Origin of the sequence: Stenotrophomonas sp. AB1(2024), from assembly GCF_037482345.1 — a bacterium.
Lineage (GTDB): Bacteria > Pseudomonadota > Gammaproteobacteria > Xanthomonadales > Xanthomonadaceae > Stenotrophomonas.
This window is the reverse complement of sequence record NZ_JBBHKO020000002.1, coordinates 39,341-51,647: the sequence shown is the minus strand read 5'-3', so window position 1 is coordinate 51,647 and position 12,307 is coordinate 39,341. Positions and strand designations below refer to the sequence as shown.

Sequence of the window (12,307 nt, the reverse complement as noted above, 5' to 3'; positions counted from 1 at the left end):
GGTCCTCCCGTCACCGCGGCGGGTTGATGACAACGTACTGCACCGTGGTCCCGCTGTAGCGCGGCTCATACCAGGTACTGCCGCACTGCTGGTAAGCCATGCCGTTGATGACGGTCGTCACGCAGCTGGGGGGTACCGCGTTGACGATTGAACCGATCACCGCCGAGGTCACCGCCACACCGGCCGTGACGGCTGCAGCGGTCGCGAAGGGATGGTCGTCCCAGTGATTCCAGTGGTCGTCATGGTAGTCCACGTCGACATTGACGTTCCGGTTCACGTTCCTGTTCACATTCCGATCCACATTGCGATTGACGTCATGGTCGATGTTGCGTTGAGCGCCGCCTTGCGGCCGCTGCACCGGGCGGTTGATGTTGGCGTGGGCACTTGCCCGTGCCGCCCCCCCACCCGCGCGCGCGCCGCCGCCGCGATGGCCATGTTGTGCCTCGACCGGGGCGATGTTCAATGCCAGCAGTACCATCAGGCTGCTGGCGGCTGCCAGCCAGGGGGTGCGGGTCTTGGGCAGCGTACGCATATCAGTTCTCCTGGCCGGCATCGGGAACCACCACGGCAACCTCGACCGGCACCAGCTTGATCCGCGCCGCATCGGCCGGCGGGGTGAACTGGAACGCGGTGGCCGGCACCGGCGTGCGTGTATCCCACTTCAGCCGCGCGCGGTACTGCGGCTGGGCCGGGTCGTCCAGTGAATTGATGATCAGCTTCTTCGGCAGCGAGGTGGCCTTGGAGATCCACACCTGCCAGTCCACCGCGTCCTGTTTGAAGGCGTACTGTTCGATCGGCTCGCCGTCGAGCGTACCGCCACCCACGTGCAACGCACTGCGGATGGCGGTCTTGGGCGCCTTGTCGGTGCCCCACAGGAACATGTCGGCCAGCGGCATCTCGATGCCGTAGCGGTTGGCAGCCTGCTCGACCAGCTCGCCCAGCGTGGCGCCCACCCCATCCACCTGCGCGTAGTACTTCAGGCGCGGCGAGTACACCGTCAGCGCATTGCCGTCGTAGAACAGCTGGCGCAGCTGGCGATCGCTGCGCAGCTCCAGGAACAGCTGGTCCGGGGCCTTGACCTTGTAGGTCACCACGCCGTCCAGTTCGATCTTCTGGCCATCCTCAAGCACCACTTCGGTGCTGGCATCGGAGGTCAGAGAAAACTGTTTCAGTCCCCGCAATGCGGCGCCCATGCGGTCCAGCGCGGCCAGCGCCTCCGGGTCGCGCTCGGCGGCGATGGTGGTGGCTGCCGGCGGCGTCGCCGGGGCGGCGGCGAGCGGTTGTGCGGCGCCGGCCAGCCCAGCGAGAAGCAGGCAGGCGGTGCGGGCAATACAGGTGGCAGCGGTGTCCATGAGGTGTCTCCGGAAACGGAAAGTAAATAGGCGGGGCTCTCAGAAACCCGCGCTGATGGACAGGCTCCAGGGATCGCCCTCGAAGCGGTTGCGCACGCTGAACTCACTGAGGTAGCGGAACGACACGTCCACGTGCTCGCCACCGGACCACTTCCTGCCATAGGTCAGCACCGGCCCCACGCCGAACGAGCGGCCCTTGAAGCCATTGAGCCGGTCGGCCACGTCGCCCTCATCGTCCTGCACCTGCTGCAGCCAGCCCGCCGCCGCGCCGAATCCCCAGCCGCTGGCGGTGCGCTTGACCAGCAGCGCGTCGGTGCGAAGCACCAGGCCGTTCTTGTAATCGGTGTCGTCGTTGCGGCTGTACCAGTCCATCCCACCAAGCACGCTGAACTCCAGCGTGCCCTTCTGGAACAGGTGGGTGTAGCCGGCCGCGGGCGACACGGTCCAGACGTTCAGGCCGGGGTTGGCCAGCTTGCCGGGGGTGTACTTGGCGGTGGGTGCGTAGACGTACAATCCGAAGGAAAGGTGCTGTACCTCGTCGATGTGGAAGCCGGCGATGACGGGGGCGAAGTACACATCGAACAGGTTGGAGGCACTGTCCTGCACCCGCACCTGGTTGCCCAGAGGCCCCTGCAGGTTGGCGGTGACATTCGCGTCGATGTAAGGCACGGTCAGCATCGTGGCGAAGTTCCACCTGCCGGTTTTCGTCGGCCACACGTACACACCGGTGGCGGCAAACAGACTGACGTCGGCCTCCAGCCCCAGCGAAATCTGGCCTGCGATCGGCGCGGGCCGACTGCCACCGATCCTGCCGTCGTAGTGCACATAGCTCAGCGACCACTGCATGCCAGGCTCGGGTGGAATGACGCCCACATAAGACGTGATCTGCATACCGGTGATGGAGCGCCCCAGGCCGCCTTCGACCGCGTGCGCCGGCAGCGCGGCCACCAGCGCCAGCGTGCCGAGCAGAACGGCGCAGGCGAGGCAGCTGCGGCGGTAGTGGGTGGCAGAGGGAGCTGGCATGACAATCACCTCGTTCGTTTCGCGACGATCAGGGCCGCGGTTGCGCATCAGCGTTCCACGCAACGGAAGCCGACGTGGCAGGTGGAGGTATCGATCGGCTGGGCCATGCGCGCGGCCGGTCGGTAGCGCCGGCAGTAGTTCGGCGCGCACAGGTACGAACCTCCCTTCATCACCCGCCGTGGAATCGCGCTGCGATCGCCCGGATCGTGGCTGCGCTGACGCTCGCCGCCGCGCGGGTTGTCGATCGCGCAGCACGCTTTGCTCTGCAGCTGGTCGTGCTGCTGGTACCAGTCGCTGGTCCACTCCCAGACGTTGCCGATCATGTCGTACAGCCCGTAGCTGTTCGGCGGATAGCTTCCCACTGGCGACGTCCAGCGATGCCCATCTTCTTCCACGTTCAGCCAGGGGAACTCACCCTGCCAGGTGTTGGCCTGGTGGCGCCCGCGCACGGTGAGGCTGTCGCCCCAGGGGAACTCGCTGGCTTCCTGCCCACCGCGCGCGGCGTATTCCCACTCGGCTTCGGTGGGAAGCGACTTGCCGATCCACTGTGCATACGCCTGCGCATCGTCGAAGGTCACGTGCACCACCGGGTGGTCGTCCAAACCGTCCAGCTGGGTGAACGGTCCGCGGGGGTGCCGCCAGTTGGCACCTGATACGTAGTGCCACCAGTTGTGTGTGTTGGACATGTCCACCGGATGCGAAGGCTGCACGAACACCACCGACGAGGGCACCAGCAATGCCGGATCCGCACCGGGGTAGTCGCACGGATCTGCCGGCCGTTCGGCCGCCGTCACGTAACCGGTCGCGCTGACGAAGCGTGAGAACTCACGGTTGGTGACCGGATAGCGGTCGATCCGGAACGCCCCCACCCGTACCTTGTGCGCCGGCCGCTCTTCCGGGTAATGGTCGTTGGAGCCCATCAGGAAGACCCCACCCTCGATCTCGATCATGGTATCGGCCACGACATTCATTCCCGGCCACCGCTCAGGCAGCAGTGCAGCGCATGGCACCGGCGTCGCTGCCGGCGTGAAGTGGTCTGGAATGCTGTGGCTGCCATTTATGTTCTCCATGACGGGCGTTCAGGAACGTGGGAAGCGGTAGCGGATCCGGGCGTCAGCCGAACGGGGCCACGTTGAAGGTCATGCCGACGATGGCCAGCAGGCCAAGCAGCCACAGCAACCCGGCAGTGATGAGGGTCAGTGAAATCGGGTAGTGGCTTTCTCCATGTACCAGACCCTCACCGATCATCAGCCGGCGTTCGGCGCGCAGCCCCTGCATGTAGCGCACGTGGTAGATGATGCCGAGCGTGAGCATCACGATGCCCAGCGCAACCAGCGCCACCCCGAAGTTGCGCGGCGCATGCGGGCGCAGGGCGACGCCGGGCACCTGCAGCATGTGCCCGAAGAACTGGTAGATGGTGAAACCGAATCCGATCAACGACAGCGCGGTCCGCATGATCGACATGAGGGTCCGGTCCGCGCTCATGCGCGTGCGCTGGAACGACATGCCGGTGCGCCGCGAGGATAGCTCCAGCGATGCCTCGTCCGTACCGCCCAGGGCCTGGCGCGCCTGCTCGATGGTGATCGCGCGCTCGGACATTACCTTTGCCGGATCTTTCTCGGTCATGGCTGGGAATCCTTGCCGTGGTTGGGATGACGCCGCAGCCAATGCGTGGCCAATCGGGTGAAGGGGCCACGCAGAATGAGGTAGGGAATAAAGCCCAGCACCACCGCGAGCACGAACGCCTCGAGCGGGTAGCGGAAGCCGCCGTACACACGGACCTGGTAGATCACATCCATCACCACCCCCAGCAGCAGAATCCGGGTCGTTGCGGTGACACCCTCACGCCAGGCGGTGCGGCGCTCCTCTCCCCTGCTGTGCGCAATGAACCATGCGTAGGGCGGCTTGCCTGCGCGTGCGGCGCGAACCCCGTCGATGAGTGCGGTGATCAGGGCCATGGTCGGCTGCAGGAAGAAGCGAAAGGTCATTGGACCATCGGCACGGCCCATCATGTCCGTCCAGAATCGCGTCAGAAAATCGATGACCAGGAGCATTGCCGTGTTCCTTTCCACAGGGCTCCAGCTTGACGGCGGCGACCCGGGCGCACATCGGGATTGGTACTGCACCGGCATCAGTATTTTTACTGCGCCTGCAGCAGCCGGTCGCAAGGGTATGCTCACCCCGCATGAGCCAGGACAGCTACTCACTGATGCGCGGTGGATTGGTGCACCGCCTGCTGCACGCCAGCGGTGCGCTGCATGGCAGCCGGCGCCTGTCATGGTGGCTCGCCGCAGCGCTGTTGGTGGTCACCCTGGTGCCGTTGCTGCTGCTGGCCAATGCACAGGGCATGCTGTGGCCACGCCCCCACGCCATGGCGCTGCTGGGCGACTACGCCACCCTCGCCCGCCTGCTGCTGGCCCTGCCACTGCTGGTGCTTGCCGCGCCCCGCGCCGATGCGCTGCTGCACGGCGCATTGCGCCAACTGACCCATGCAAGCCTGGTCCACCCGCGCCGGCAGCCCCGGCTGCAGGCACTGCTGGCCAGGGTCCGCCGTGGGCGCGACAGTTGCTGGCCGGAGGTGGCCTGCATCGTGCTGGCCTTCCTGCCGCTGTTCCTCGAGGGCGGCGTGAGCAGCCTGCCCGGCGATGTTCCGGACTGGCACAGCCACGCCGGCGCGACGACGCCGGCCGGCCACTGGTATGCCTGGGCGGGCATGCCCCTGTTCCGGCTGGTCGCGCTGCTGTGGCTATGGCGCTTCCTGCTCTGGGCGATGCTGCTCGCACGGTTGCCGTCAGTGGGCCTGACCCTGCACGCCGAGCATCCGGACCGCACCGGAGGCATGGCGTTTCTCGGCCTGGCGCAGGAGCGCTTCAGCATCCTGGGTGCGGCCGGAGCGCTGGTCCTCTCCGGCGCATGCCTCAACCACATGACCTATCTCGATGCTTCGCTGTATTCGATGCGCCACCTGCTGGCGGGCTATGCCGTCGGTGCGACACTGTTGCTGGTCGCCCCGTTGCTGTTGCTTGCTCCAACCCTGATTCGCGTCCGACGGCATGCTTTGTATCGCTTCAGCGCACTGGGCAACCGCGCGGCTGCGGCATTCGACCAGCGCTGGAAGGCGGCCAGCGATGAGACCGCCAGCACCGAGTCGCTGCTCGATCACAATGACGCCTCTGCCTTCGCCGATTTCAGCGCGGTATACCAGGGCACGGCAGCCATGTCAGTGGTACCGGTCACCCGCTGGAACCTGCTGGGGATGGCGTTGCCGGCGGTCGTACCGCTGCTGCCGCTGGTACTGGTGGCCATGTCGGTGGACGAGCTGGTGGCCAAACTGGCTGGCATCCTGATCTGAGCGTGTACGCACCGCTCAAAGCGAGTGCGATATGAAGCGCTCACCACGCAGCGCCGCCTGCACGGCCAATGCCAGGTCATCGCCCGCGTCGGACTTGAGTACGTAGCTGCAGGGCCCCAGCGCCATCGCCTGGTCCACCATCTGCGGCTCGGCATGTACCGTGATGAAGACCACGCCCAGCACCGGCCGCTGCGCGCGCAACCGGCGCGCCGCCTCCAGCCCGTTGATCTCGGGCATCGCGATGTCGGTCACCACCACGTCGGGCAACATCGTCTGTGCGGCCTTGATCAGCGAGGCGCCATCCTGGACCAGGCCGATCACATCGAACTGTTCGGCCAGCAGTCCACGCAGTTGTCGCCCCATGGCGGAGCCGTCTTCGGCAAGCAGCACACGGACAGCATTCATGGTTTCCGCCAGAGCAACGCGTGCCCTGATGGTGTGCCGCCCCGGTGCCCATAACAAGGGAAAAACAACCGGGCGGGGGCAAGTAAATCTACTTGCCCGCCGCAGCCTTTGGCCGTCTCAATGCCGGATCAACCCCTCGTGCTCGGCTTTGCGCACCAGCTCCAGCGTGCCATGCACGCCCAGCTCCTGCATGATCGCGTACTTGTGCGACTCGATCGTGCGCACCGAAACGCCCAGTTCGTAGGCGATCTGTTTGGAGCGCAGCCCTCGTGCCACGTACTCCAGGATGCGCAGCTGTTTGTCGGTCAGCACGTATTGCTGCCGGCCGGCATTGGTGATGGCGTCGACGGCGAGGGTCGGGGACACATAGGTGTGCCCTCCCATCACGCCCGCCAGCGCACGCACCAGCTCTTCGCCGGCCGCGCTCTTGAGCACGTAGCCGCGCGCGCCGGCGCGGATCGCTTCGGCGGCCATGCTCGACTCGTCATGCATGGTGAGGAACACCACGGGCATCTCGTAGCCCTCCTCGCGCATCCGCCGCAGCGCCTGGATGCCGGTGAGACCGGGCATGCTGATGTCGGCCACCACCACGTCGGGGGGATCGCGCCGGACTGCCTCGACCAGCTCCACACCCGATGAGACCAGCTCGATCGAGTCGAAGCGGTCTTCCAGCAGATGTTCAATGCCCTGTGCCACCACCCGGTGGTCATCGGCCAACACTACCCTGCGATGCCGGCACTCCGCCGTCGAATACGAAACCTGCATGTTGTCGTCTCCCGTGGCATCAATCGTCCCCTGATTGAAGTGCTCTGCGGACCGGCCGTGGCGCCAGCCCCGCACAACGGCTCGACCTTGCTGGTGCCGCCGTGATGGCACCGTGATGTTTTTTCAGCCACGCAGCGTGTCGCGCGGGCTTTCACCGAAGACGTCGCGGTACATCACCGAGAACCGGCCCAAGTGGCCGAAACCGAAGCGCGTCGCCACCTCGGTCACCCCCACCATCCCCTGGGCATGGCGCAGCGCGCTGCGGGCCAGGTTCAGCCGCGCCAGCCTGTGCCAGTGACAGGGGCCATGTCCGTAGACGTCATGGAACAGCCGCTCCAGTTGGCGCTCACCCACGCCCAAGTGCCGCGACAGCGCACCGCTGTCATAGGAATTCTGCAACTGCGACTTCAGGTACGCCTCGGCCTGGCGGACAATCGCGTCGCGGCGGCGTTCGCTGCAGTTGCCCTGCCCGCGTCGCTCCGGTCCACCATCGGACGCCGCCACGGCATCGATGAACACCCCCAGCAGAGTGGCCGCCTCCTGCGCCAGCTGTTCGGGCGGGATCACCCCCTGCCAACCGGCGGCCTCCTGCAGCACCTTGAACACGCCCTCGCGCAGATTGAGCGCATCGCGCGGGGCGGCGGCACGGCTGTACCAGCCGTCGCGCGGCAGCCGCAATTCCCGCCCGACCCGCTGCATCGCCTCACGCTGCAGCACCTCACGGGGAATCAGCAGCACCGCCCACTGCCAGCCACCGGGACTGGGCCGGACATTCAACTCGCTGTCCTCGGCAAACACCATGACCTGGCCAGCCGCGATCCAACGGCCGTTGGCCCACATCGGCTGCGCGCAGGTGACCGCCAGCGCCAGTGCGATCATCCCTTGGCTGAAGCTGCCACTGGCGAAGATCGGCAGCGTATAGGCACCGCTGTCAAGGCTGAATTCCGGAAAGACCAGCCGTTGCACGCACGCCCGGAAGTGGCCGGCAGCCAGCAGCCGTTGCTCGAAGCGGGTATCGCGCACGACCCCCAGCAGGGCGTCCGCATCAAAGCCGTCAACCACGAAACGGCTGTAGGGGCACATCGCTTCGTCCATCGCCAACTCCCGGATCTGGTCGGAATGTGGATAGCGCGCATCGCGTCAATCTGTTCCCATCAACGTGATTGTGCGGCAGATACGACAAGGCGACAAGCCATGCCGTCCACCACCCAGGCCATGACCGGTCGCAGTCCCGTTGCTCACCAGAAAGTCGTACCACGTTATGGCGCATGGATCGCCGTGTGGCGATCCCGCGCATCTCCCCGAGGTGCAGAGTGCAGGCCAGCAGCCAGGTGAACCCGGTCGGGGTCCATACACCCGACACTGCCAGCAGTTCCGTGCCCCTACTACGTCCCGAGCGTTTCACATCGTCTCCACTGGATGTGCGCATGCTCATCACAAATATCCTTCCCCTGCTGCTTGGGTGCATGCTGGGCCAGTGGCTGCCCACCGTGCAGCAGGCGCCGCAGTTGCATGTGCTGTGGATTCCCGGCCCACTACTGCTGGGCTGGTTGCTCTTCACTCCCCGCAACCAATGGCGCGGCTGCGTGCTGGCCGCCTGCGCCGGCACCGTGTTGTCGTTGTTGCTGGTACCCCTGTCCGCGTTGCCGCGGCTGCTGGCCAGTCTGGGCGAGTTCGCGATGGTGGCCGTGGTGGCGTGGCTGCTGCTGCGCTGGCGTGGCGAGCGCGCCGCTCTGGAGGACTATCGCGACCTGACCCTGTTCCTGCTGCTGGCCTGCGTGCTGCTGCCACTGTGTGGCGCGTGGTGGTATGCGCTGGCACTGGGCGGCCGTGACGCTGCCCCCGGTGCGATGCACATGCGCGAGTTCGCCCTTACCAGCGTCGTCAGCTACCTGCTGATCGTGCCGGCGCTGGTCAACGTGGCGCGCATCCTGGAAGCGCCCGAACGTCGCCACGGCTGGCACTGGCAGACCCTCGGGCTGGCCCTGGTCCTGCTCGGGCTGCTGGTGGTGTTGTGGACCGTGGACTGGCAGGACGGCGTGGTCACCCCGCTGCTCACCCTCGCCCCCATCCCGCTGCTGGTATGGGCCCTGATCGTGTTCGGCATCGCGGGCGCCTCGATCATCATGTTGGCCGTGGCCGTCCTGGGCATGCAGCTGGGCATCGAGACGATGGGGCCGTTCGGATTCTGGACGCCGGAGCGCAACCTGCTCACCGGCCAGGCCTGGACGTTGTGCACCGGCTTTGCGTTGTTGTTCCTCGGTGCGCTGTCGGAGCAGAAGCAATCCAACCGGATCAAGCTGCAGCGCGCCCACGCGCGCCTGGGCGAAGTAACCGGGCGCATGCTGGTGGTGCAGGAAGAAGAGCGAACCCGCATCGCGCGGGACCTGCACGATGACGTCAATCAGTCGCTGGCCGCGATTTCCATCCGGCTGAGCACGTTGCGCAATCACATCCCGCCCAGCGAGCGCCCGGCCGTGGCGGAGCTGCAGGACCAGTTGCTGTCCGTATCCAACGATATCCGCGCCATCTCGCACGAACTGCACCCGAGCATCCTGCGCTTCACCGGCCTGGCCCGTGCTCTGGATGCGTTCTGCATCAAGCGAAACGCCCACGGCCACTTGCGGCTGCGCTGCAGCATCGAGGACGCGCCACGCTTGAACGACGAACAGGAGCTGAGCCTGTTCCGCATCGTGCAGGAAGCGGTCAACAACGTGGACAAGCACGCCCGCGCCAGCGTCGCCGACGTGCTGGTATGCGTGCGTGGGCAACACGTGGTGCTGCGGGTGGACGACGACGGCGTCGGCATCCTGGCCAGCCACCTGCGGCGTGCGCCCGGGCTGGGCCTGATCAGCATGGAAGAGCGCGCCCGACTGCTGGCCGGCACACTTCACGTGGGCACCAGCCCGTTGGGCGGTGCCAGGATCGAAGTGCGCTTCCCGCTGCGCGAGGCCGCACCGCGCAATGCGGCCGGCCAGTAGAACTACTGGCGGCCCACGCGTAGAAAGCCGGTTGTGCGCGTTGTCCGGGAACGACAGATTGCCCGGATCCCTCTGGAGATTCCCATGCCCGCTCTTCGCAAGGCGTCCCTGCTGACCTTCGCCGCGCTGCTGGCCGGCTGCGCCAGCGGCCCGCTGACCAGCCCCGCGCCGGCCTTGATTCCCTCCGCGCCTGCGCCCCAACCGGCGCCCGTCCCGGAGCTGCGTCCGGGCGTTCCTGCCGGTTACCTGGGCCATGCCCTGCCCGACAGCCTGGCGCTGTTACCGCCGCCACCAGCCAAGGGCACGCCCGCCTTCGCCCGCGACCAGGCGGTAAGCCGCGCGTCGCAGAAGCTGAAGTCGGGCCCGCGCTACGCACTGGCCAGCCGCGATGCCGACCTGCGTTTCCCCCAGGTGGCCAGCACGTTCTCCTGCGCGCTCGGGGTACCGATCAGCCAGCAGGACACACCGCGCCTGTATCTGCTGCTGCAGCGCAGCCTGGTCGATGCAGGCCTGGCCACCTACGCCGCCAAGGACCATTACAAGCGCACCCGGCCGTTCGTGTTCTACAAGGAAAAGACCTGCTTCCCGGCCGATGAAGCGTCGCTGCGCACCGACGGCTCGTATCCGTCCGGGCATACGTCAATCAGCTGGGCATGGGCGCTGCTGCTGAGCGAGCTGAGTCCTGCCCAGGCCGACGCCCTGCTCGCCCGTGGCCGGGCGTTCGGTGAAAACCGGTTGATCTGCAACGCGCACTGGCAGAGCGACGTGCTGCAGGGGCGCGCCGTGGCTGCCGGAACCGTGGCCGTGCTGCATGCCAATGAGGTGTTCGCGGCGGACATGCGCGCGGCACGTGCCGAAATCGACAGCCTGCGTGGCAGCGGCGTGGTGCCGCAGGATTGCGATGCCGAGGCGGCGGCCTTGAAGGTGAAGATCCCCGGCGTGGAGTAAGCCACCGTGGTGATTACCAGCGAGCATGGTGCCGGCGGGGATGCATCGCAAGGGATGGAATGGCCTGGCTCGCTGCCCCCTGAGCGATGACGGGGGAGACATCCCGCGGTTGACAGCGAGCCAGGACAAAGAGTGCCGGTCGCGTGGCGTGGTACGTCAAGGGTGGCATCCACGCGTTGGCGCTTCATGGCCATTACAGCCCTGGACGGGGTACGCAGACGCCTCGATCCGGCAGCACGAGCGTGCGTTCCGGCAAGCCGAGGAAGGAAAGCGGCAAGCGAATGCGCAATTCCGGCACATTGCCGGAAACGTGCATTCAGGCCGGAATGCCCGCCGAGGCGGGCGCACGCATCAACGTGTCGCGGGGAAGTTCACCAAATACACGCCGATAGTTGTCGGCGAACCGCGACAGATCCCACAGACCGCAGCTCAGTGCCACCGCCTTGACCGATTTGCGGGTAGCGTCGGCCATCGAAAGGCCCCGGCACGCGGCGCACAGCCGCAGCATGGACAGGTACCGGTTCGGCGACGTCCCGAACAGGTCCTCGAAGGCGTATCGCAGGGCACGCTCGCTGACACCGGCGGCGGCGCAGATCTCATGCATGTAGATGTTGCGCCGCAGGTTCTGCCGCATGAACGTCTCTGCACGCTGGGAAATGAGGTAGTGCGCACGCCGCGCGCGGGTATTGGCCGGCCGGCTCTGTCCCTGGGCGTCGAGCAGGGCCTGCACGTGATCATGCAGCAGTGTCTCCACTGCGTCAGACGGCAGGCCGGGGCCGTGTCCGCCCAGCCATGAGGGGAGCTGGGCGTAGCGCTGGCCAATGCGGGATCCACCGGTGCCATCATCGGCCTGGAACAATGACAGCGCGTGCCCGAAAGGCAGGCTCGTACGCAGACTGAGCTCGCTGAGTTTGCGCTGCACCCGATGCATCGGGGCAAGCAACAGACTGAAACGCGTACCCGCACTGAGCGCGAATTCACTGGTTCCGTCTGGACGCACCGTCAGTGCCGTGCCCGCGCTCAGGCTCACCCCGTGGCACCAGCTCCTTTCTTCATCGGTTTCATGGATGAAGCCAAGCAGGCACCATTCCGGCGGCAACACAAAACGGGCGCGGAACTGGAAACCACAGGTGCCTGTGCACAACAGCGATTCATCATGCACCTGCGACTGGATCGATGCCCACGGCCCATTGTCATCCAGCAGCACCAGTTCCAGTTCGCAGACGCGAAGCAGGCTGCCCAGCGACGCCAGGTCATATTGATGCAGCGCGGTATCGTCAACGCCTTCAACACCATCAGCCATGACAGTGATTTCCCCGGTTGGCCTGGACTCCACGGCGGTTGCCATCCACCGTGCAAGCCCTTGCTTCCATTGCCGCCTCCGTTCTGGACGCGCCACTGGATCAACTCAACAGAATTCCCCCGCGCCGCCGAGTTTCTGCGTAAAGATGTTCATACGACGTCAATATTCTCCGGTCACA

At 66.2% G+C, this 12,307-nt stretch carries 13 protein-coding genes; 3 read left to right on the top strand and 10 right to left on the bottom strand.

Annotated elements, in window-relative coordinates:
• Positions 1–10: 10 nt before the first annotated feature.
• From WIX41_RS16820 to WIX41_RS16795, 6 genes are all read right to left on the bottom strand, one after another.
• Entirely contained in the window at positions 11–532 is a 522-nt protein-coding gene (locus WIX41_RS16820) for a hypothetical protein (RefSeq protein ID WP_339449602.1), read from the bottom strand.
• 1 nt (position 533) lies between these two features.
• Positions 534–1,352, bottom strand: coding sequence for a DUF2092 domain-containing protein (locus tag WIX41_RS16815; protein WP_339449600.1), 819 nt, complete (start codon positions 1,350–1,352; stop codon positions 534–536).
• 39 nt (positions 1,353–1,391) lie between these two features.
• The gene (locus tag WIX41_RS16810; RefSeq protein WP_339449598.1) at positions 1,392–2,375 is read right to left on the bottom strand and encodes a SphA family protein; all 984 of its coding nucleotides are present in this window, start codon (positions 2,373–2,375) and stop codon (positions 1,392–1,394) included.
• Positions 2,376–2,422: 47 nt separating this feature from the next.
• Positions 2,423–3,346, bottom strand: a complete 924-nt coding sequence (locus tag WIX41_RS16805; RefSeq protein WP_409187522.1) for a formylglycine-generating enzyme family protein — start codon at positions 3,344–3,346, stop codon at positions 2,423–2,425.
• Positions 3,347–3,488: 142 nt separating this feature from the next.
• A complete protein-coding gene (locus tag WIX41_RS16800; RefSeq protein WP_339449595.1) occupies positions 3,489–4,001 on the bottom strand; it encodes a YidH family protein in 513 nt (170 codons plus the stop codon).
• On the bottom strand, positions 3,998–4,429 hold the full coding sequence (locus WIX41_RS16795; RefSeq protein WP_339449593.1) for a hypothetical protein: 432 nt from the start codon (positions 4,427–4,429) through the stop codon (positions 3,998–4,000). The genes WIX41_RS16800 and WIX41_RS16795 overlap by 4 nt, the downstream gene beginning before the upstream one ends.
• A 131-nt stretch (positions 4,430–4,560) precedes the next feature.
• Between WIX41_RS16795 and WIX41_RS16790 the strand changes: the two genes are divergently transcribed.
• A complete protein-coding gene (locus WIX41_RS16790; protein WP_339449591.1) occupies positions 4,561–5,727 on the top strand; it encodes a hypothetical protein in 1,167 nt (388 codons plus the stop codon).
• 15 nt (positions 5,728–5,742) lie between these two features.
• Here WIX41_RS16790 and WIX41_RS16785 read toward each other — a convergent pair whose 3' ends face one another.
• The 3 genes from WIX41_RS16785 to WIX41_RS16775 all read right to left on the bottom strand — a co-directional run bounded on the left by WIX41_RS16785 (position 5,743) and on the right by WIX41_RS16775 (position 7,992).
• Positions 5,743–6,132, bottom strand: a complete 390-nt coding sequence (locus WIX41_RS16785) for a response regulator (protein ID WP_339449589.1) — start codon at positions 6,130–6,132, stop codon at positions 5,743–5,745.
• A 117-nt stretch (positions 6,133–6,249) separates the two neighbouring features.
• Positions 6,250–6,897, bottom strand: a complete 648-nt coding sequence (locus WIX41_RS16780) for a response regulator transcription factor (RefSeq protein WP_339449587.1) — start codon at positions 6,895–6,897, stop codon at positions 6,250–6,252.
• Between the two features lie 123 nt (positions 6,898–7,020).
• Entirely contained in the window at positions 7,021–7,992 is a 972-nt protein-coding gene (locus WIX41_RS16775) for an AraC family transcriptional regulator (protein ID WP_339449586.1), read from the bottom strand.
• Positions 7,993–8,324: 332 nt separating this feature from the next.
• Here WIX41_RS16775 and WIX41_RS16770 point away from each other — a divergent pair, with 332 nt between their 5' ends.
• Complete coding sequence (locus WIX41_RS16770) at positions 8,325–9,878, top strand: sensor histidine kinase (protein ID WP_339449585.1); 1,554 nt, start codon at positions 8,325–8,327, stop codon at positions 9,876–9,878.
• 84 nt (positions 9,879–9,962) lie between these two features.
• Positions 9,963–10,826, top strand: a complete 864-nt coding sequence (locus WIX41_RS16765; protein ID WP_339449583.1) for an acid phosphatase — start codon at positions 9,963–9,965, stop codon at positions 10,824–10,826.
• A 316-nt stretch (positions 10,827–11,142) separates the two neighbouring features.
• On the opposite strand, the gene WIX41_RS16760 is transcribed toward WIX41_RS16765, so the two are convergent.
• Complete coding sequence (locus tag WIX41_RS16760; protein ID WP_409187531.1) at positions 11,143–12,129, bottom strand: AraC family transcriptional regulator; 987 nt, start codon at positions 12,127–12,129, stop codon at positions 11,143–11,145.
• Positions 12,130–12,307 lie beyond the last annotated feature (178 nt).